The sequence below is a fragment of the Pseudomonas sp. MYb13 genome (assembly GCF_002980075.1).
Classification (GTDB): domain Bacteria; phylum Pseudomonadota; class Gammaproteobacteria; order Pseudomonadales; family Pseudomonadaceae; genus Aquipseudomonas; species Aquipseudomonas lurida.
In genome coordinates, this window is the sequence record NZ_PCQI01000020.1 from 18,691 (window position 1) to 42,997 (window position 24,307).

Below are 24,307 nucleotides of genomic sequence, written 5' to 3' on the forward strand. Positions count from 1 at the left end.
CAGCACCCGATCCAAGCGGCAGCTGAAAACGGACTTTCTCCTTCACCGTGACTTACCAGGCAGGTTACCCCATGCAGTTCAGCGAATTATTGGCAGCGATTTCCACCCATGCGATCCGTCTGCAACTGGAAGAAGGCGACCTGATCATCCTGGGTGACGACGAGGCGCTGGATGATGCGCTGTGGGATCAATTGATCGCCCACAAGCCGCGACTGCTGGAGTTGGTCGCCGAGCATGGCGGTGACTGGCTGAGCCCGGCCTACCGGATCACGCCGGACATGCTGCCCCTGGTCAACCTCGACCAGGCGGCCATCGACCGTATCGTCGCCGCCATCCCTGGGGGCGCTGCGAATGTGCAGGACATCTACCCGCTGGCGCCGCTTCAGGAAGGCATGCTCTACCACCATCTGTCGGCGGAGCAGGGCGACCCATACGTGCTGCACGCGCAGTTCGAGTTCGATAGCCCTGCGCGTTTGCACGCCTTTGCCGAAGCGTTGCAGTGGGTGATTGATCGCCACGATATCCTGCGCACGTCGATGGTCTGGGAGCGTCTCGACGAACCGCTGCAAGTGGTATGGCGCAAGGCGAGCCTGGCGTGCGAAGCCGTGGATTTCGATGCCCGCACCTACCGCATGGACCTGGGGCAGGCACCGCTGCTGCGCCTGGTGTTTGCGCAAGATTCAGTCACGGGGCGTGTGGCGGCGACGCTGCTGTTTCACCACACCATCCTCGACCATACTGCCCTGGATGTGGTGCGCCATGAAATCCAGCTGTACCTGGCCGGCGAGCAGGCCCTGGCCGCTGAGCCGGTGGCGTTTCGCAGCTATATCGCACAGGTGCGCCATGGCGTCAGCGAACAGGCCCATGAGGCTTTCTTCCGCGAGATGCTGGCGGATATCGATGAGCCGACGCTGCCTTTCGGTTTGCAGGATGTACAGGGCGATGGACTCGGCATCGACGAGGCACGTATCCCGGTCGACAGCGCACTGAGCCGCCGCCTGCGCACCCTCGCACGCCCCCTTGGCGTGAGCGTGGCGAGCATGATGCACCTGGCGCTGGCCCGCGTCCTGGGGGTGGTCTCCGGGCGTGATGCGGTGGTGTTCGGCACGGTGATGCTCGGCCGCATGGGCGCGGGCGAGGGCGGTGAACGGGCCTTGGGCATGTTCATCAACACCTTGCCCTTGCGCGTCGATGTGGGCGAGCAGGGCGTGCGTGCCGGTGTCAGGGCTACCCATGAACGCCTGACCACCTTGCTCAATCACGAACATGCGTCACTGGCGCTGGCCCAGCGCTGCAGTGGTGTAGCAGCACCGACGCCGCTGTTCAGCGCGATGCTCAACTACCGCCACAGCGCCGCCACGGACATGGCCGAGGTGATCGAGGTGGCCGAGGGCATCCGCGTACTCAGCGCCGAGGAGCGCACCAACTACCCATTGACGATCAACGTCGACGACTTGGGTGAAGATTTCGCGCTAACGGTAATGGTCGACGCATCCATCGGTGCCGAACGTGTCGCCACCTACCTGCACACCGCCCTGGAAAGCCTGGCCGAGGCGCTTGAACAGCGACCGGACATGCCGCTCAGCGGCCTGAATATCCTGCCCGACACCGAACGTCACACCCTCTTGCACCGCCTCAACGAAAGCCCCGCGCACTACGCCGACACCGCCTTGATCCATCAGCAAGTCGAAACCCACGCCGCCGCCCAGCCCGATGCCGTTGCCCTGCGCTTCGATAACCAGCGCGTGACCTACCGTCAACTCAACGAGCGCGCCAACCAGGTCGCCCACCGCCTGCTGGCCCAGGGCATTCGCCCGGATGACCGCGTGGCGATCTGCGTGGAGCGCGGCCCGGAGATGATCATCGGCTTGCTGGGCATCCTCAAGGCTGGCGCGGGCTACGTGCCGATCGACCCGGCCTACCCGCTGGAGCGCATCGCCTACACCCTGGCCGACAGCGAGCCCGTGGCCGTGCTGGTGCAAGCCAATACCCGCCACCTGGTGGGCGACCTGCCACAGGTCGACCTCAACGGTCTGCGCGGCGAATCCATTGTCAACCCACGCACCAACGTCAGCCCGGCGCACCTGGCCTACGTGATCTACACCTCAGGCTCCACCGGCCAACCCAAGGGCGTGATGATCGAACACCGCCAGGTCGCCCGCTTGTTCACGGCCACCGCGCATTGGTTCGGGTTCAACCGCCAAGACGTCTGGGCCTTGTTCCACTCCTTCGCCTTCGACTTCTCGGTGTGGGAAATCTGGGGTGCGCTGATGCACGGCGGCCAGTTACTGATCGTGCCGCAGTGGGTGAGCCGCTCGCCGGACGAGTGCTACACGCTGTTGTGCGAAGCGGGTGTGAGCATCCTCAACCAAACGCCCAGCGCGTTCCGCCAATTGATCGCAGCACAAGGCCAGAACCCGCAGGCCCATTCGCTGCGCCAGGTGATCTTCGGCGGCGAAGCGCTGGAGCCGGGCATGCTCAAGCCGTGGTACGCCCGAGCAATCAACGCCGGTACGCAACTGGTGAACATGTACGGCATCACCGAAACCACCGTGCATGTGACCTATCGCGCGCTGGAAGCGGCGGATGCGCAACGGGTTGGCGCCAGCCCGATTGGCGTACGTATTCCCGACTTGCAACTGTATGTGCTCGATGCGCGCCGCGAGCCGCTGCCGCTGGGGGTGGTCGGCGAGTTGTACGTGGGCGGTGCCGGTGTGGCACGGGGTTACCTCAACCGAGATGCGCTGACCGCCGAGCGCTTCCTGGCCGACCCCGCCACGGGCTTGCGCATGTACAAGACCGGCGACCTCGGGCGCCTGCTTGCCGACGGCAGCGTCGAGTACCTGGGCCGCAACGATGACCAGGTGAAGGTCCGCGGTTTCCGCATCGAACTGGGCGAGATCGAGGCGCGCCTGGCCACCGCCGATGGCGTGCGTGACGCGGTGGTGATTGCCCGTGAAGACGAGCCGGGTGACAAGCGCCTGGTGGCCTACGTGATTGCCGACGGCGAGTTGCGTGCCGCCGACTTGCGCGACCACCTGCTGCTCAGCCTGGCCGAACACATGGTGCCCAGTGCCTTTGTGCTACTGGAAAAATTCCCGTTGACCACCAACGGCAAGCTTGACCGCAAGGCACTCCCCGCACCGGACACCGATGCCTTGGCTCGTCGGGGCTACGAAGCCCCGCAAGGGGCAGTTGAAACAGCCATTGCCGCGATCTGGCAAGACCTGCTCAAGCTCGACCATGTGGGGCGTGACGACAACTTCTTCGAGTTGGGCGGCCATTCCCTGTTGGCGGTCAAGCTGATCGAACGCATGCGCCAGGTCGACCTCAGCGCCGACGTGCGTGTGCTGTTCGGCCAGCCGACCCTGGCGGCACTGGCGGCGGCGGTGGGCGGGCAGCAAGAGGTGCAGGTCCCGGCCAACCTGATCACCCACGCCACGGCCCACATTACCCCGGACATGCTGCCGCTGGTGGAACTCGACCAGGCCGCCCTCGACCACATCATCCAGAGCGTGCCCGGCGGCATCAGCAATGTGCAGGACATCTACGGCCTGGCACCGTTGCAGGCCGGTATTCTGTACCATCACCTGGCAACCACCGAGGGTGATCCCTACGTGTTGCAGGTGCAGTTCAGTTTCAACGACCAGGCGGCGGTGGACGCGTTTATCCAGGCACTGCACAGCGTGATCGCGCGCAACGACATCCTGCGCACCGCGATCCTCTGGGAAGGCCTCAACGAGCCGGTGCAGGTGGTATTGCGCCAGGCCGCGCTGGCCGTCGAGCGTATCGACGAACCTTTTGCCCAATTGCAGCAACGTTTCGATCCCCGCCACTTCCGCCTCGACCTGGCGCGTGCCTCACTGATGCGTTTCGCCTACACCGAGGAACAGGGCCGCTTCGTCGGTATCCTGCTGTTGCACCACATCCTGCTGGACCACACCGCCTTGCAGGTGCTGGTGGAAGAAATGAGCGCGAGCCTGTCCGGCAACGGCGCACAACTGCCTGCCGCCGTGCAGTACCGCAACTACGTGGCCCAGGCGCGGCTTGGGGTCAGCCAGGCACAGCACGAAGCGTTCTTCAGCGAAATGCTCGGCGATATCGACGAGCCGACCCTGGCCTTCGGTTTGCAGGACGTGAATGGCGACGGCAGCGGCATTGTCGACGCCCACTTGCCACTGGAACCGGCACTGAGCCTGGGCCTGCGCGAACAGGCGCGGCAACTGGGGGTGAGCACGGCGAGCCTGGTGCACCTGGCCTGGGCACAAGTGCTGGGGCAGGTGTCCGGCCAACAGGCCGTGGTGTTCGGCACTGTGTTGCTGGGGCGCATGCAGGGCGGCGAGGGGGCCGACCGGGCGCTGGGGATGTTCATCAACACCTTGCCGCTGCGCGTCAGCCTGGGCACCGTCGGTGTGCAAGCCGGTGTGCGCGCCACCCACGCACGCCTGGCGCAGTTGCTCGGGCATGAGCACGCGTCGTTGTCCCTGGCCCAGCGTTGCAGTGGCGTGCCGGGTTCGCTGCCGTTGTTCAGCACCTTGCTCAACTATCGCCACAGTGCACCGGGGCAGGCGCCGGGGGACAGTCCGTTCGCGGCTGCCGGCATCCAGATCCTCAGCTCCGAAGAGCGCAGCAACTACCCGCTGGTGCTCAACGTCGATGACCTGGGCACAGGCTTTGCCCTGACCGTACAAGGCGTGGCGACCCTGGACGTCCAGCGCATAGGCGACTACATGCTCACCGCGCTGCGCCACTTGGTGATGGCGTTGCAGCAGGCGCCCACCACACCCTTGCAGGCCATCTCGATCCTGCCGGCGTCCGAACGTCATCAACTGCTGGTGGACTTCAATGCTACCGCCCGCGAATACCCATCGAACCTGACCGTGCATCAGCTGTTCGAGGCCCAGGCGCTGGCCCGTCCGGAAGCGGTGGCGGCCGTGCATGGCGCCTTGTCCTTGAGTTACCGCGACCTCAACCGTCGCGCCAACCGGCTGGCCCATCACTTGCTCAACCAGGGGGTGCAACCGGGCGAAAGCGTCGCGATTGCGCTGCCGCGTTCGCTCGACCTGCTGATCTGCCAGTTGGCGATCCTCAAGTGCGCCGCGGTGTATGTGCCGCTGGACGTCAACGCGCCGGTCGAGCGCCAGGCGTTTATCGTGCAAGACAGTGGCGCACACCGGGTGCTCGACACGTTGGTCGACCTGAACCTGGAAGCCCTGTCGCCGCGCAACCCGCAGCTGCCCCAGTCTGCCGAAAGCGTCGCCTACATTCTCTACACCTCCGGTTCCACCGGGGCGCCCAAGGGTGTGCAAGTGCCCCATCGCGCCATCTCGCGCCTGGTGCTCAATAACGGCTATGCCGAGTTCAACGCGCAAGACCGCGTGGCGTTCGCCTCCAACCCGGCGTTCGACGCCAGCACCCTCGATGTGTGGGCGCCGTTGCTCAATGGCGGTTGTGTGGTGGTGGTCGACCACGCAGTGCTGTTGTCCCAGGCCGCCTTTGCAGCGTTGCTGCAGGAGCAATCCGTCAGCGTGCTGTGGATGACTGCCGGGCTGTTCCACCAGTACGCCGACGCGCTGATGCCGGTATTCGGTCAGTTGCGCTACCTGATCGTCGGCGGTGACGTGCTCGACCCGCAAGTGATTGGCCGGGTACTCGAACACGGCAAGCCCCAGCACTTGCTCAACGGTTATGGGCCCACCGAAGCCACCACGTTTTCCACCACCTTCGAGATCACCCACGTGGGTGAGGGCGGGATCCCTATCGGCCGGCCAATCGCCAACGCCCAGGCCTACGTGCTGGATGCACGCCAGCAACCGGTGCCGCTGGGCGTGGTGGGCGAGTTGTACATCGGCGGCGCGGGCGTGGCCAAGGGGTACCTGAACCAGGCGCAGCTGACCGCCGAGAAATTCATTCCCAACCCCTTCGGTGAAGGCGTGCTGTACCGCAGTGGTGACTTGGCCTGCTGGCAGGCCGATGGCACTTTGCTGTACCGAGGCCGCAATGACTTGCAAGTGAAGGTGCGGGGCTTCCGTATCGAACCCGGCGAGATCGAAACCTGCCTGGCAAATTTCCCAGGCGTGAAAGACACCGTGGTGCTGGTCCGGGAAGACGAACCCGGCGACAAACGCCTGGTCGCCTACTACACCGCCAGTGCGGCGTTGGGTATCGAGGCGCTGCGTACCCATCTGCAGGGCCAGTTGCCGGACTACATGGTGCCGTCGGCTTATGTGTGGCTGGAGCTGTTGCCACTCACCGCCAACGGCAAGCTCGACCGCAAGGGCCTGCCGGTGCCGGACCAGGGGGCTTTGCTCAGCCGTGGTTTCGAAGCACCGGAAGGCGAGGTGGAAATCCGGCTGGCGCAGATCTGGCAGGACGTGCTCAAGCTCGAGCGGGTCGGGCGTCACGATCATTTCTTCGAACTGGGCGGGCATTCGCTGCTGGCGGTCAGCCTGATCGAGCGCATGCGCCAAGTCGGCCTGAGCTGTGACGTACGCGTCTTGTTCAGCCAGCCAAGCCTGGCGGCGTTGGCAGCCGCAGTGGGCAGCGGCCGGGAAGTCGTGGTGCCGGCCAATGGCATTCCCGCGGGGTGCACGCGCATCACGCCGTCGATGCTGACGTTGGTGCAGCTCGACCAGGCGGCCATCGAACGTATCGTCGCGAACGTACCGGGCGGTGCGGCGAATGTGCAGGACATCTACCCGTTGGCCCCCTTGCAGGAAGGTATCCTGTACCACCACATCAGCGCCGAGCAGGGTGATCCGTACCTGTTGCAATCACGCCTGGCATTCGACAGCCTGGCACGTCTGCAGGCTTTCATGGGCGCGCTGCAACAGGTAGTCGCGCGCCACGATATCCTGCGTACCGGGGTAGTCTGGGAAGGCCTGGACAGCCCGGTGCAAGTGGTGTGGCGCGAAGCGCAATTGAGGGTTCAGGAGGTCGTCCTGGACCCTGCGGATGGCGGCATCATCGACCAACTGCATGCGCGTTTTGATGCTCGCCACTACCGCCTGGATATCACCCAGGCGCCGTTGTTGCGCATGGTGTATGCCCATGACCCGGCGCACAATCGGGTCGCGGCGATCCTGTTGTTCCACCACCTGGGGCTGGACCACACCGCCATGGAAGTGGTGGGCCAGGAGATGCGCGCGTTCATGTTCAACCGCGCGCAGGACTTGCCCGAGGCAACCCCGTTTCGCAACTACGTCGCCCAGGCGCGCCTGGGTGTCAGCGTGGAGGAACACGAGGCCTTCTTCCGCGACATGCTCGCCGACGTGGATGAGCCGACCTTGCCGTTCGGGGTACAGGACGTGCAGGGCGATGGGCGCGACATCGAAGAGGCCGAACAGCCGGTGGACGCTGCGCTGGCCCAGCGGGTACGCCAGCAGGCACGGCACTTGGGTGTCAGTGCGGCGAGCCTGATGCACCTGGCCTGGGCACAGGTGTTGGGGCTGGTGTCCGGGCGTGACGACGTGGTGTTCGGCACCGTATTGATGGGCCGCCTGCAGGCCGGTGACGGTGCGGACCGCGCGCTGGGCATGTTCATCAACACCCTGCCGCTGCGGGTCGACGTGGCGGCGACGGCTGCGGCTGCGGTGAAGGCAACCCACGGGCGCTTGAGTGCCTTGCTCGGCCACGAACACGCGTCCCTGGCACTGGCCCAGCGCTGCAGTGGCGTTGCAAGCGCATCGCCGTTGTTCAGTGCATTGCTCAACTACCGGCACAGCAACCCTGGCGAAATGGCCCGCGATGGCGATGGCATCTGGGAAGGCGTGCAATTGCTCGGCGGTGAAGAGCGCAGTAACTACCCGCTGACCTTGAGCGTGGATGATTTGGGTGAAGGCTTCGCCCTGACGGTGTTGGCGCTGCCGCAGATTGGCGCCCAGCGCCTGTGCGGCTATATGCACAACGCCATTGAGCAATTGGTCGCCACCTTGGAAAGCGCGCCGAACACCGCTCTCAATCAACGGGGGATTCTGCCGACGACGGAGCTTGATACCCTGCTGCGCACGTTCAACGCCACCCGCACCGATTTCCCCCAGGGCAGCACCGTCCACGGCGCCTTCGAGGTGCAGGCCGAGCGCCAACCCCACGCCATTGCCGTGTGGCAAGACGGTGAATCGCTGACGTACCAGCAGCTCAACATGCGCGCCAACCAGTTGGCCCATCGTCTGCTGCAACAGGGCGTACAGCCGGATGATCGTGTCGCTATCTGCTGCCGTCGCGGCCCGCAGATGCTGGTGGGCTTGCTGGGCATCCTCAAGGCCGGCGCCGGTTACGTGCCCATCGACCCCGCTTATCCCGCCGAGCGTATCGCCTACTTGCTGGACGACAGCGCACCCGTGGCGGTGTTGGCCGAAGCCAGTACCCGGGAGCTGTTGGGCGCTGTCACCAGCGTGGACCTGCATGACCCGAGCCTGCAGCAGTACCCGGTCAGCAACCCACGGCTCAAGGCCCTGACCCCGGCGCACCTGGCCTACGTAATCTACACCTCTGGCTCCACCGGCCAGCCCAAGGGCGTGATGGTGGAACACCGCACCGTGGAAAACCTGGTGCACTGGCACTGCGAGGCTTTTGGCCTGGATGCCACGGGCCATACCAGCAGCGTCGCCGGTGTCGGGTTCGACGCGATGGCCTGGGAGGTGTGGCCGGCCCTGTGCGTGGGCGCCACCGTGCACCTGCCACCCGCCAACGTCGGCAATGAAAACATCGATGAGCTGCTGGCGTGGTGGTTGGCACAGCCGCTGGACGTCAGCTTCCTGCCGACACCGGTGGCCGAATACGCCTTCAGCCAGAGCCTGCAACACCCCACGTTGCGCATCTTGTTGATTGGCGGTGACCGCCTGCGCCAGTTCACCCAGGAGCGGCGCTTTGCGGTGATCAACAACTATGGCCCCACCGAAGCCACGGTGGTTGCCACGTCGGGCCGCGTGCGCGCCGGGCAGGTGTTGCACATCGGCCGGCCTGTCGCGAATGCCAGCGTGTACCTGCTGGACGCGCACTTGCGGCCGGTGCCGGTGGGGGTGGCGGGCGAGTTGTATGTCGGCGGCAGCGGTGTGGCGCGGGGTTACCTGAACCGACCGGACCTGAGCGCCGAACGCTTCCTGCAAGACCCCTTCAACGCCGGGCGTATGTACCGCACCGGCGACCTGGCGCGCTGGTTGCCCGATGGCAACCTCGAGTACCTGGGCCGTAACGACGACCAGGTGAAAGTGCGTGGCGTGCGGGTCGAACTGGGGGAAATCGAAAATCGCCTGGCTGCCCTGGACGGCGTCGGCGAAGCCGTGGTGCTGGTGCGCGAAGGCCGCCTGATCGCCTGGTTCACAGAACAGCAACCGCTGGACATCGATACCCTGCGCACGCAACTGCAGGCCCGATTGCCCGAGGCCCTGGTGCCTGTCGCCTATGTGAAGGTGCACGCATTGCCGCTGACGGCCAACGGCAAGCTGGATCGCAATGCCTTGCCGGAGCCCGACCAAACGGCATGGTTGACGCGTGAATACGAAGCCCCGCTGGGCGAGGTTGAAACGACCCTGGCCCGGATCTGGGCCGAGGTGCTGAACGTCGAGCAGGTGGGGCGCCATGACCACTTCTTCGAGCTGGGTGGCCATTCGTTGCTGGCCGTCAGCCTGATCGAACGCATGCGCCAGGTCGGCCTCAGGGCCGATGTGCGCGTGCTGTTCAGCCAGCCGACCCTGGCCGCACTGGCCGCCGCCGTTGGCAATGGCCACGATGTGCAGGTGCCGCCCAACCGCGTTCCCGCCGACTGCCAACGCATTACGCCAGACCTGTTGACGCTGGTTGAACTCGATCAATCGACGATTGATCACGTCGTCGCCCAGGTGCCCGGTGGCGCGGCCAATGTGCAGGACATCTACCCGCTGGCGCCGTTGCAGGAAGGCATTCTCTACCACCATGTCAGCGCAGGGCAGGGCGATCCCTACCTGCTCCAATCGCACCTGGCGTTCGACAGCCTCGAACGCCTGAATGCCTTCGCCCAGGCCCTGCAACAGGTGATCGATCGCCACGATATCCTGCGCACCGCGGTGGTCTGGGAGGGCCTGGCCCAACCGCTGCAAGTGGTGTGGCGCAAGGCTGAGTTGGTGGTGCAGGCTGATGTCCTCGACCACCTGTACCAGCGTTTCGACCCACGCCACTACCGCGTACCCATGCACCAGGCACCGCTGGTACGCCTGGTGTACGCGGCGGACCCGGCCAACCAGCGCGTGGTCGCGATCCTGTTGTTCCACCATATCGCCCTCGACCACACCGCGCTCGACGGTGTCCGTCACGAGATGCAGGCCAGTCTGCTCGGGCGGCCACAGCCCACGGCTGACGCCACGCCGTACCGCAATTACGTGGCGCAGGCACGGTTGGGCGTCAGCGAACAGGCGCATGAACAGTTCTTCCGTGGGATGCTCGGCGACATCAATGAGCCGACCTTGCCGTTTGGCCTGCAGGATGTGCGCGGCGACGGCCACGCCATCGAAGAGGTCCAGCTGAATCTGGCTACGCCCCTCAATCAGCGCCTGCGCACCCAGGCACGCTTGCTGGGCGTCAGCGCCGCGAGCCTGTTCCACTTGGCCTGGGCGCGCGTCCTGGCCAGCACCTCCGGGCAGCAAAGCGTGGTGTTTGGCACCGTGCTGTTGGGGCGCATGCAAGGCGGTAAAGGCAGTGACCGTGCCCTGGGCATGTTCATCAACACCTTGCCATTGCGCGTGGATATCGACGGCAGCGGCGTGCGCGTGGCGGTCAAGCAGACCCATGCACGGTTGACCGCGTTGCTCGGTCACGAACATGCGTCCCTGGCGCTGGCCCAACGTTGCAGCGGTGTCGCCGCGCCGCAGCCGTTGTTCAGCGCGATGCTCAACTACCGTCACAGCGACAGCCAGCACGCGCCGCTGTCGCAGGCCTGGGAGGGCATCCATACCCTGGCCAGCGAGGAGCGCACCAACTACCCGTTGACGTTGAATGTGGACGATCAGGGCGATGGTTTCCGCCTCACCGCCATGACCTCGACGTCGATAGGGGCGCAACGCATATGCGCTTATCTGCAGGTGACGTTGCAAGGGCTGGTCGAGGCGCTGGAGCAGGCGCCGCAGTTGGCGGTCAATCGCCTGCCCGTGCTGGCGCCCCAGGAGCGCCAGCAACTGCTGTCCGACTTCAACGCCACGGAAGTGGCCTACGACCTCGACCAGACCTTGCACGGTCTGTTCGAAGCGCAGGTGGCGCGCACACCGGAGGCGGTGGCGGTCAAGGCAGGCGAGCAGCAGTTGACCTACGCGCAGCTGAATGAGCGGGCCAACCAGTTGGCGCACCACCTGCTGGAAGTCGGCGTGCAGCCGGATTCGCGGGTGGCGATCTGCGTCGAACGTGGCCTGGAGATGGTCGTCGGCCTGTACGCGATCCTCAAGGCCGGTGCTGCCTATGTACCGCTGGACCCGGCGTATCCGCTGGAACGTATCGCCTACATGCTGGAGGACAGCGCGCCCGTGGCGGTACTGGCCCAGGGCGCCACACGCGCATTGCTCGGGGACGTGACGGTGGTCGACCTCGACCAGCCGACCTGGCAGCACCACGCCGTCGACAACCCTCAAGTGGCTGCCGTCAGCGCCTACGTGATCTACACCTCCGGTTCCACCGGCCAGCCCAAGGGCGTGATCAACGAGCATCCCGGTGTGGTCAACCGCCTGCTGTGGATGCAGGACGCCTACGGCCTCAAGGCCGACGACACGGTGTTGCAGAAAACCCCATTCAGCTTCGACGTGTCGGTATGGGAATTCTTCTGGCCGCTGTTCATCGGCGCGCGGTTGGTGATGGCGCGCCCTGGCGGGCACAAAGACCCAGCGTACTTGTGCGAAGTGATCGCGGCTGAACAGGTCACCACGCTGCACTTTGTGCCGTCGATGCTGGACGTGTTCCTCGCCCATGGCGATGTGGGCCAGGCCGCCGGGCTGGTGCGTGTGATGTGCAGCGGCGAAGCCTTGCCGGGCAGCCTGGTGCGGCGCTTCAAGCAGCAGTTGCCGGGGATCGGCCTGTACAACCTGTATGGGCCGACGGAAGCCGCGGTGGACGTGACCGCGTGGAACTGCGCGCGTCCGGACGTACCGGACAACACACCGATCGGCAAACCCATCGCCAACACGCGCCTGTACGTGCTCGATTCACAGCTGCAGCCGGTGCCGTTGGGGGTGGTGGGCGAGTTGTTCATCGGCGGCGTGCAAGTAGCGCGCGGTTACCTCAACCGTCCGGAGCTGACCGCCGAGCGCTTCCTCAAGGACCCGTTCACCGGCGGCCGAATGTATCGCACCGGGGACCTGGGGCGGTACTTGCCCGACGGCAATATCGAGTACCTGGGCCGCAACGATGACCAAGTGAAAATCCGTGGCCTGCGTATCGAACTGGGCGAGATCCAGGCGCGACTGCTTGAGCATCCCCAGGTCAACGAGGCCGCCGTGGTGGCCCGCGAAGAGCGGCTGGTTGCGTACTACACCGGCGTTCGGTCAGCCGACCTGCGCGAGCATCTGCTGCAGCACCTGCCGGACTTCATGGTGCCCGCGTTGTTCGTGCACCTGGACGCGTTGCCGTTGAGCCCCAACGGCAAGCTCGACCGCAAGGCGCTGCCGGCGCCGGGCAACGAGGCCCTGACCCTGCGCGACTACGAAGCCCCGGTGGGCGCCACCGAAATCCTGCTGGCGCAGCTCTGGGCCGAATTGCTCAACGTGGAGCGGGTAGGGCGCCAGGACAATTTCTTTGAACTGGGCGGGCACTCGCTGCTCGCCGTGAGCTTGATCGGGCGCTTGCGCCAGGAAGGCATGGAAGCCGATGTGCGCGCGTTGTTCGAGCAGCCGACCCTGGCCGGCTACGCCGCAATTACCGAACGAATGGAGATCGTCCTGTGAGCATTTTCGAACTGCTGGCGACGCTGAAGACCAAGGACGTACAGCTCACGCTGAAGGGTGAGCAGTTGTCGGTGCAAGGCAACAAACACGCCCTGAGCGACCCGTTGATCCTCGCCGCCTTGCGGGAACACAAGCCGGCGTTGATCGAGCTGATCAAGGCCGGCGAGTATTCGGCAGGCTACGAGGTGCCGGCCAATGGCATCCCGGCCGATGCACATCATATCACCCCGGCCATGCTGACCCTGTCTGATCTGAGCCAGGAGGAAGTTGACCGGATCGTCGCCACCGTCGAAGGCGGGGTGGCGAATATCCAGGACATTTACCCGCTGGCGCCGCTGCAGGAAGGCATTCTGTTCCACCACGCCAGCACCGAACAAGGCGACCCCTATGTGATGCAGTCGCAGTTCGCCTTCGACAGTGTCGAGCGTTTCCAAGCGTTTGCCCTTGCGTTGCAAGGGGTGATGGACCGCCACGACATCCTGCGCACCGGCGTGGTCTGGGAGGGGTTGCAGCAGCCCTCGCAAGTGGTGTGGCGCACGGCACGCCTGCCGGTGCAGGCGCTTGAGCTGGACCCGGCCGACGGCGATATCGCCGCCCAGTTGCACGCACGTTTCGACGCTCGCCATTACCGCTTGGACGTGACCCAGGCGCCGCTGCTGCGCCTGGCCTGGGCAAAAGATCCGGTGCAGCAGCGCATTGTCGCCATGCTGCTGTTCCATCACATGGCCCTGGACCACAGCGCCCTGGAAGTGGTGCGCCATGAAATGCAGGCGTTTCTGCACGGCCACGCCGGGCAACTGGGCCATGCGGTGCCGTTTCGAAACTACGTGGCGCAGGCGCGCCTGGGTGTCAGCGAACAGCAGCATGAGGCGTTTTTCCAGCAGATGCTCGGCGATGTGGTCGAGCCGACCTTGCCCTTCGGGTTGCAGGACGTGCAGGGCGATGGCCGTGGGATCAATGAACTCGACTGGCCGCTGTCGGATGCGCTCAACCAGCGCCTGCGCGCCCAGGCCCGCCTGCTCGGGGTCAGCGTCGCCAGCCTGTTTCACCTGGGTTGGGCCCAGGTGCTGAGTGCGCTGGCGGGCAAGTCCCAGGTCGTGTTCGGCACCGTGCTGATGGGCCGCCTGCAAGGCGGACACGCCACGGACCGCGCCTTGGGGATCTTCATCAACACCTTGCCGTTTCGCGTGGACGTGGGCAGCGACGACCTGCGCAGCGCGGTCAAGGCCACCCACGCGCGCCTCACAGGGCTGTTGCGCCACGAACACGCGCCGCTGGCCCTGGCGCAACGCTGCAGCGGGGTGGTGGCGCCGACGCCGTTGTTCAGTGCGTTACTCAACTATCGCCACAGCGGCACCGGTAACAGCAGCGAAGCCGTGGCGGCGTGGCAGGGCATCGAGACACTGCGTTCGGATGAGCGCACCAACTACCCACTGACCCTGAGTGTCGACGACTTGGGCGAAGGTTTTGTCCTGCGTCTGCTGGCCACCACCCAGGTCGATCCACAGCGCGTTTGCGCCTACCTGCAAACCGCGCTGGACAACCTGGTGGCAGCCCTGGAGCAGGCGCCGGGCACCGCCCTCGATCAGCTGTCGGTGGTGCCTGCTGCCGAACAGCAATTGCTGTTGGAACACTTCAACGCGACCCAGGCGGATTTCCCCCAAGGCACCACGCTGCACGGACGTATCGAAGCCCAGTCGGCGCTCACGCCCGACGCCGTGGCCGCCGTGCATCAGGACCGCCAGCTGACCTATGCCGAACTCAATCAACAAGCCAACCTGCTGGCCCATCACCTGCTCGCGCTGGGCGTCAAGCCCGACGACCGCGTCGCGATCGTCGCCCGCCGTGGCCTGGATACCCTGGCCGGCCTGTTGGCGATTCTCAAGGCCGGCGCCTGCTACGTGCCGGTAGACCCGTCCCACCCGGCCGAACGCCTCAACTACCTGCTCAGCGACAGCGCCCCGGTGGCGGTGTTGACCCAGCAGGCCTTGCTGGAGCGCCTGCCGGCCCTTGAAGTGCCAGTGATCAACCTCGACCGCTTCACCTGGCAGCACCACTCGGCGGGCAACCCCAAGGCCGCGGTCACCCCGTCCAACCTTGCTTATGTGATCTACACCTCCGGCTCCACCGGCCTGCCCAAGGGCGTGATGGTGGAACACCACACCGTCACCAACCTGGTGGACTGGCATTGCAGCGCCTTTGACCTGTGTGCCGGACGCCACACTGCCAGTGTCGCCGGGTTCGGGTTTGACGCGATGGCCTGGGAGGTCTGGCCCGCGCTGTGCGTGGGCGCGACCCTGCACCTGCCACCGGCCCATGACGGCGCCGAGGATGTCGACGCGTTGCTGGCCTGGTGGTGCGCGCAGCCATTGGACGTGTGCTTCCTGCCGACGCCGGTGGCCGAGTACGCTTTCAGCCAGCAGGTCGAACACCCGACCCTGCGCACCTTGTTGATCGGCGGTGATCGCCTGCGCCAGTTCGGCCGGGCGCAGCGCTTTGACCTGATCAACAACTATGGCCCCACCGAAGCCACCGTAGTCGCCACTTCCGGCAAGGTCGAGGCCGGCCAGCCGTTGCACATCGGCAAACCCATCGCCAATGCCACCGTGTACCTGCTGGATGAGCAGCAGCGGCCGGTACCCCTGGGGGTGGCGGGGGAGCTGTACGTGGGCGGCAAGGGCGTAGCGCGCGGCTACCTCAACCGCCCGGAATTGACCGCCGAACGCTTCCTGCAAGACCCCTTCAACGCCGGGCGCATGTACCGCACCGGCGACCTGGCACGCTGGCTACCGGAGGGCAACCTGGAGTACCTGGGCCGCAATGACGACCAAGTGAAGATTCGCGGCATGCGCATCGAGCTGGGCGAAATCGAAACCCAGCTCAACCAACTGGCAGGTATCCAGGAAGCCGTGGTGCTGGTGCGTGAAGAGCGGTTGGTGGCGTATTTCACTGAAAACCACTCGCTCGACCCATTGGCCGTGGGTGACCTGCGCGCCCACCTGGTCGCGCACCTGCCGGACTACATGGTGCCGGTCGCCTACGTAAAACTGGACGCGCTGCCCCTGACCGCCAACGGCAAACTCGACCGCAAGGCCCTGCCGGCGCCGGACATGGCCGCGGTGTTCACCCGCGATTACGTGGAACCCGAAGGTGAAATCGAAAGCGTGCTGGCGCAGATCTGGGCCGATGTGCTGCAAGTCGAGCAGGTGGGGCGTCGCGATCATTTCTTCGAGTTGGGCGGGCACTCGTTGCTGGCGATGCGCATGGCCTCGCAAGTCCGTCAGCGCCTTGGCGTCGAGTTGCTGCTCAGTGACTTGTTTGCCAATGCTGAACTGGCCGCCGTGGCCGAGGTGCTGGCCCATTCCGGTCGCAGCACGTTGCCGGATATCCTCCCCGTCAATCGTGATCAACGGGTGCCGCTGTCTTTTGCCCAACAGCGCTTGTGGTTCCTGGCGCTGATGGAAGGCGCCAACACCGCCTACAACATCCCGATTGGCCTGCGCCTGCGTGGGCAGTTGCATGTCGAGGCGCTGCAACGGGCCCTGGCCCGCATCGTCGCGCGGCACGAAACCCTGCGCAGCCGCTTTGCCCAGCATGGCGATGACGCCCAAGTCGTGATCGTGCCCGCCGAAGACGTGTTGCCCCTGCAAGTCCAGGACCTGCGCCGCCACCCGCAACCCCAGCAGGCGCTGGACGCGTTGATCCATGGCGAAGCCTCGGCGCCCTTCGACCTGGAGCGTGGTCCATTGCTGCGCGGACGCCTGGTGGTCATGGCCGACGATCACCATGTGCTGCTGTTGACCCTGCACCACATTGTCTCCGATGGCTGGTCCATGGGGGTGCTCACCCGTGAACTGATGGCGCTGTACCAGGCGTTCAGCCACGGCCAGGCAGACCCGTTGCCGCCGCTGCCGATCCAATATGGCGACTTCGCCGTGTGGCAGCGCCTGTGGCTCAGCGGTGAAGTGCTGCTCCGCCAGAGCACCTACTGGCAGCAAGCGCTGGCGGGTGCGCCGGCCTTGCTCACGTTGCCCACCGACCGGCCGCGACCGGCGCAGCAGGACTACGCCGGCAGCAGCGTCGACGTGCGCCTGGACGAGCGTCTCACTGCCGGGCTCAAGGCGTTGAGCCAACGCCACGGCACCACGCTGTACATGACCTTGATGAGCGCCTGGGCATCATTGCTTGCGCGGTTGTCGGGGCAGCCGGAGGTGGTGATCGGCACACCCGTTGCCAATCGCACGCGCAGCGAGGTGGAAGGGCTGATCGGCCTGTTCGTCAACACCCTGGCGGTGCGCATCGACACCTCCGGCGAGCTGAGCACCGAGGCGCTGCTGGCGCGGGTCAAGGCCCAGTCCGTGGAGGCCCAGGCCCATCAGGACCTGCCGTTCGAACACGTGGTGGAGGTCACCCGGCCACCGCGCAGCCTGTCCCACAGCCCGCTGTTCCAGACCCTGTTCACCTGGCAGGACAGCAGCGCGCCGACCCTGGCCCTGGGCGACCTGGCCTTGGAAGGCATCGTCGAGCACAGTCACTTTGCCAAGTTCGACCTGTCCCTGGACCTGGGAGAAGTGCAGGGCACCCTCATCGGTGCGTTGGAGTACGCGGTGGCGCTGTTCGATGAGTCGACAGTGCAGCGCTACGTCGGCTACTTCACCCGCGTATTGCGGGCCATGGTCGATAACGACCAGGCGGTGCTGGAACATGTGCCGCTGGTGGATGAGCGCGAGCGCCAGCACCTGCTGTTCGACTTCAATGCCACCGAGGTGGCCTACGACCTGGACCAGACCCTGCACGGTCTGTTCGAAGCGCAGGTGGTGCGCACGCCGGAGGCGGTGGCGGTCAAGGCCGGCGAGCAGCAGTTGACCTACGCGCAGCTGAATGCGCAGGCCAACCAGCTGGCCCACCACCTGCTGGACATCGGCGTACAGCCGGATTCACGGGTGGCGATTTGCGTCGAACGTGGCCTGGAGATGGTCGTCGGCCTGTACGCGATCCTCAAGGCCGGTGCTGCCTATGTACCGCTGGACCCGGCGTATCCGCTGGAACGTATCGCCTACATGCTGGAGGACAGCGCGCCCGTGGCGGTACTGGCCCAGGGCGCGACACGCGCATTGCTCGGGGACGTGGCGGTGGTCGACCTCGACCAGCCGACCTGGCAGCACCACGCCGTCGACAACCCTCAAGTGGCTGCCGTCAGCGCCTACGTGATCTACACCTCAGGGTCCACCGGCCAGCCCAAGGGCGTGATCAACGACCACCCCGGCGTAGTCAACCGCTTGCTGTGGATGCAGGACGCGTATGGCCTGCGAGCCCATGACCGGGTGCTACAGAAAACCCCGTTCAGTTTCGACGTGTCGGTATGGGAGTTTTTCTGGCCGCTGTTCACCGGCGCCTGCCTGGTGATGGCGCGTCCGGGCGGTCATAAAGACCCGGCGTACCTGTGCGAAGTGATCGAGGCCGAACAGATCACCACGCTGCATTTCGTGCCGTCGATGCTGGACGTGTTCCTCGCCCATGGCGACGTGGTCCAGGCCGCCGGGCTGGTGCGTGTGATGTGCAGCGGCGAAGCCTTGCCGGGCAGCCTGGTGCGGCGCTTCAAGCAGCAACTGCCGGGAAGCCAGTTGCATAACCTGTATGGCCCGACCGAAGCCGCCGTCGATGTGACGGCCTGGGACTGCGCCGGCCCGGTGACGCCCGACAACACACCCATTGGCAACCCCATCGCCAACACGCGCATGTACGTGCTCGACTCACAGCTGCAGCCGGTGCCTTTGGGGGTGGTGGGCGAATTGTTCATCGGCGGCGTGCAAGTGGCGCGCGGTTACCTCAACCGTCCGGAGCTGACCGCCGAGCGCTTCCTCAAGGACCCGTTCACCGACGGCCGCCTGTACCGCACCGGTGACGTCGGCCGCTACCTGCCCGACGGCACGCTTGAGTACCTGGGGCGCAATGACGATCAGGTCAAGATCCGTGGCTTGCGTATCGAGCTGGGAGAGATCCAGGCACGCCTCACCGACTATGCGCCGGTCAATGAAGCCGCTGTGATCGCCCGCGACAATCGTTTGATCGCCTACTACACCGGCGCTATGAGCGACATCGACGCCTTGCGCGCTCACTTGTTGCAGCACCTGCCGGAATTCATGGTGCCTGCCATCTTCGTGCATCTGGACACGTTGCCCTTGAGCCCCAACGGCAAACTCGACCGCAAGGCACTGCCCGCGCCGGGCCTGGATTCGGTGGTGATGCGTGAGTACGAAGCGCCCCAGGGTGATACCGAGATTGCCCTGGCCAGCCTGTGGGCCGAACTGCTGGGTGTTGAGCGCGTGGGCCGTCACGACAACTTTTTCGAGCTGGGTGGCCACTCGTTGCTCGCGGTGAGCCTGATGGGGCGCATGCGCCGCCTTGGGTTGTCGGCGGACGTGAAGGTGTTGTTCGGCCAACCGACCTTGTCGGCCTTGGCGGCAGCACTGGGCAGTAGTCGTGAAGTGGCGGTGCCCGCCAATCGCATTGCGCCCGGTTGCACCGCGATCACCCCGGACATGTTGCCGCTGATCCAGTTGGATCAGCCGGCCATCGCGCGCATCGTCGCCTGTATCCCGGGTGGTGCGGCGAATGTGCAGGATATCTACCCGCTGGCGCCGTTGCAGGCCGGCATGCTTTATCACCACCGTGCGGTGCAGTCGGGTGACGACTATGTGCTGCGCGCGCAGTTTGCGTTCGACAGCCCCGAGCGGATGGAGGCATTTGCCCTGGCCTTGCAGGCGGTGATCCAGCGTCACGATATCTTGCGTTCGTCGTTCCATTGGGACGGCCTGGAAGAGCCGGTGCAGGTGGTGTGGCGCGAGGCCTCGCTGCGTGTCGAGCACGGGCCGGTGCCGCCACGGCTCGACCTGTCCCAGGCTCCGTTGATGCGCCTGGTGCACACCGAAGGCAGTGCCACCTTGCTGTTCCACCACCTGGTGATGGACCACGTCGCCCTGGAAATCCTGCAACACGAAATGGCAGCGTTCCTGTCGGGCACGCAACACACGTTGGGTGCGGCGGTCCCGTACCGCAACTACGTAGCCCAGACCCGCCTGGGCGTTGACGACCACGAGGCGTTCTTCCGCGAGATGCTGGGCGAGATCGATGAGCCGACTCACGTCGAGTCCCTCGGTCGCGATGAACACATAGAGGTGGCCCTCGACCCGGCATTGAGTCAACGCCTGCGCACCCAGGCCCGTCACTCCGGGGTCAGTGCCGCCAGCCTGATGCACCTCGCCTGGGCGCAGGTACTCGGTAAAGTCACCGGGCGCGAGCACGCCGTGTTCGGCACCGTGATGCTTGGCCGGCTGCAAGGCGGCGAAGGGGCCGAGCGCGCCATGGGTGTATTCATCAACACGCTGCCGCTGCGGGTCGACCTGGGTCAACACTCAGTGCGCGACGCCTTGCGCACCACTCACACGCGGCTCACCCATTTGCTCAGCCATGAGCAGGCACCGTTGGCGTTGGCCCAGCGCTGCAGTGGCGTGCCGGCGGCGACGCCGCTGTTCAACACGCTGTTCAACTTTCGTCACAGTGCGCCGCAGGCGGCGGCCGAGGCGTGGCAGGGTATCCAGTTGCTCAAGGCCGAGGAACACAGCAACTACGGCTTGTCCTTGAGTGTGGATGACCTGGGCGAGGGGTTTTCCCTCAAGGCCGTGGGGCAGGGCGCCCGCCGCCTGTGCGACTACCTGCGGGTCGCCGTGGAACAGGTGGTACAGGCGCTGGAGCTGGGCGGTACGACTGCCATCGGCCATGTGCCGATCCTGCCTGTTGCCGAACGCCAGCAACTGTTGGCGTTCAATGCCACCGCGCGACCATTCCCGCGCGAACACACGGTGCAACGCCTGTTTGAAGCCCAGGCCCAGGCACGCCCCGCTGCATTGGCGGCGCTGCATGGCGAGCAATCCTTGAGTTATGGCGAACTGAATACCCGCGCCAATCGCCTGGCTCATCACCTGATTGGCCTTGGGGTGCGGGCAGCCGATCATGTGGCGATCCTGCTGCCGCGTTCGCTGGACCTGCTGGTCAGCCAGTTGGCCGTGCTCAAATGTGCAGCCGCGTATGTACCGCTGGATATCAAGGCCCCCGCCGAGCGCCAGGGCTTCATGCTGCAGGACAGCGGTGCGGTCTGGCTGCTCACCCGCAGCGACGCGACCATAGACTATCCGGCGCAGCGCCTGGACCTGGACACCCTGGTCCTTGACCCGCAACCGAGCCACAACCCGGACCTGTCGCAGCCTTCTGACAGCGTGGCGTACATCATGTACACCTCTGGCTCCACCGGCACACCCAAGGGCGTGCGGGTGCCCCATCGTGGCATCACGCGCCTGGTGCTCAACAACGGCTACGCCGATTTCGACGCGAGCGACCGCGTGGCCTTCGCCTCCAACCCGGCGTTCGACGCGAGCACCATGGACGTGTGGGGCCCATTGCTCAACGGCGGCCAGGTGCAGGTGATCGACCCCGCCACCTTGCTCGACCCGGCCGCCTTTGGCTTGGCGTTGGCGGACGTGACAGTGCTGTTCGTCACCACGGCGCTGTTCAATCAGTACGTGCAGCTGATCCCCCAGGCCCTGGCCGGCTTGCGCATCCTGCTGTGCGGCGGCGAGCGTGCCGACCCGGCGGCGTTCCGCAGCCTGTTGGCACGTGCGCCGGCATTGCGCCTGGTGCATTGCTACGGGCCGACCGAAACCACCACGTACGCCACCACCTACGAAGTCCGGTCACTTGCAGAGGCGGCCGACAGCGTGCCGATCGGCCGGCCGATCTCCAACACACAGGTCCATGTGCTGGATGCGCACTTGCAGCCGGTGCCATTGGGGGTCACCGGTGAAATCTGCATCGGTGGGGACGGGGTGGCCAAGGGGTACTTGAATCGCCCGGACCTCAATGCGGAAAAATTCGTGCAGGACCCGCTCGACGCAGGTGCCTTGATGTACCGCACCGGCGACCTTGGCCGCTGGACGGCGGACGGCCTGCTGGAATGCATCGGGCGCAATGACGACCAAGTGAAGGTCCGTGGTTTCCGCATCGAACTGGGCGAGATCGAAGCGCGCCTGGCAACGTTTGCCGGTATCCAGGAGGTGGTGGTGCTGGCCCGCGAGGACGCACCGGGGGACAAGCGCCTGGTGGCGTACTTCACCTGGGCCGATGAGCCCGTCGCCATCGACAGCGTGCGCGCCTACCTGCAGGACCAACTGCCGGAGTACATGCTGCCGTCAGCCTTTGTCCCGCTGGCGCATCTGCCGTTGACGGCCAACGGCAAGGTCGACCGCAAAGCCCTGCCGGTGCCCGCCCTGGAAGCCTTGAACCGCCGCGATTTCGAGGCGCCGGTCGATGCACTCGAGCAGAGGCTGGCAGCGCTGTGGGCCGAGGTGCTGAAGCTGGAGCAGGTCGGTCGGCATGACAGTTTCTTTGAACTGGGTGGGCATTCCTTGCTGGCGATCCGGCTGGTCAGCCTGATGGAGGAGGCGGGGTTGGCGGTATCGCTGGCCGAGTTGTTCCAGCACGCCAGCGTCGCCTCGGTGGCCACGATGCTGCGCCAGCGTACGGCTGCGCCGGTGCGCGATGCCTCGGTGGTCACGGTGCGCAGCGGTGGCTCGCAAGCGCCGTTGTTCCTGGTCCATGAATTCAGCGGCATGGACGTGTATTTCCCGGCGCTGGGCCAGCATCTGCCCGGTGACTACCCGATCTACGGCCTGCCGGGCGTCGCGCTGGGCGAGCCGCACCTGAACACCATGGAAGGCCTGGCGGCGCGCCTGGTCGGGTTGATTCGCGGCATTCAACCCCACGGCCCTTACCGGGTCGCCGGTTGGTCGTTTGGCGGGGTGCTGGCCTATGAAGTGGCGATGCAACTGCTGGGACTGGATGAACCCGTGGCATTCCTCGGCTTGATCGACAGCTACGTGCCGCGCATGACCGACCAGGGCAAGGCGCGTTGGAGCGGGCCGCAGGCACTCAAGCGGCACCTGCTGTTGCAGTGCACGGCGTATTGGAAGGCACAGGGAGGTGTAGATGAACTGGCGAGCCTTGGGCAGATGGAGGCTGACATTCAACAGTTGGACTTTGCGCGCCTGCTGCAACGTTGTCGCGATGAAGGTGTGCTGCACGCGCAAATGGCGGCGGCTACGGATGCGGACCTCTTGAACTACATCGAGCGCGAAGTCGGCCATGGGCACGCGTTGGCGCACTACAGCCTGTTCCCGTTGCCGGTTGCGGTGCACCTGTTCAGCGCATGCGAGCGCCCGACCGAGTTGTCACGGCGCAGTGAATCCCTGGGCTGGAACGAAGCCCTGGCGCCAGGTCAATTGCGCCAGGTGCAGGTGCCGGGAGACCACCAGAGCATGATGCAGGCGCCGCATATCCAGGCGTTGGGCCAGGCACTCAACGAGGGCTTGGCGACGAGCGAGCCAGTGGGTCAGGCGCCGCATCAACCCTTGCTGCGCATTCAGAGCGGCCGGGCGGGGTATGCGCCGGTGTTCTGTGTGCCGGGAGCAGGCGACAGCGTCACCGGGTTCGTGGGGTTGGGTGAGGCGCTGGGGCGCGATTGGCCGCTGTTTGGCATGCAGCCACGTGGGCTCGATGGTGAGGCCGTGCCCCATAGCCAGGTGGAAGCGGCAGCGCGGTGTTACTTGGCGGCGCTGGAGCAGGAATGTCCGCAAGGGCCGGTGCATTTGGTCGGGCATTCGTTTGGTGGCTGGGTTGCGCTGGAGATGGCGCTGCGGTTGCAGGCGGCCGGGCGGGAGGTGGCGTCGTTGACGGTGATCGACAGCGAGGCGCCTGGGGGGGGCGGAAAGGTTTACACCACGACGGCAGCGTTGGTGCGGTTGATCGAGGCGATGCAGTTGTCGGCGGGTAAATCGCTGGGGATCGATCTGCTCGATTTTGCCGGGCGTGATGAAGGGGTGCAACGGCAACTGCTGCACGCAGGCATGGTCGGTGTCGGGTTGTTGCCGGGGCGTTCTTCGGTGGGTGCGATGGATGGGCCGGCGCGTACGTATGCGACGGCTTTGCGCACGGTGTATCGGCCGCTCCAGCGTTTCAACGGCGTGGTGCGCTTGGTACTGGCTCAGGACCCGGCGCTGGATGCGGCGGGGAACCAGCGGGAGCAGGTGGGGATGATCGAGGGATGGCGGCGGCAGGGGAGTGGGTTGCAGGTGTGGTATGGCGGGGGGAATCACTTCACGTTGCTCAAGGTGCCGAATGTAGGTGGGCTGGCGCGGTGGTGGTTGGGTGGGGTGGTGGTTGGGGAGGTGGTGTCTTGAGGTTTTGGTGGGCGTACCTATCCGTTTCTGCGGTAACGGCGACTCATGGTTCCGCTCCTACAGCGGGTCACTTCTGGAAAGGCCTAAAAGTAACCAAAAGGCCTTCGCCCCACCACT

Annotated in this window: 2 protein-coding genes; both read left to right on the forward strand. The window is 65.5% G+C overall.

The features are described from left to right. Nucleotides 1-71 precede the first annotated feature (71 nt). Nucleotides 72-12,899, forward strand: coding sequence for a non-ribosomal peptide synthetase (locus tag CQ002_RS25070; protein WP_105162034.1), 12,828 nt, complete (start codon nt 72-74; stop codon nt 12,897-12,899). Further along, nucleotides 12,896-24,190, forward strand: coding sequence for a non-ribosomal peptide synthetase (locus CQ002_RS25075; RefSeq protein ID WP_105162035.1), 11,295 nt, complete (start codon nt 12,896-12,898; stop codon nt 24,188-24,190). Before CQ002_RS25070 ends, CQ002_RS25075 begins: the two co-directional genes overlap by 4 nt. Nucleotides 24,191-24,307 lie beyond the last annotated feature (117 nt).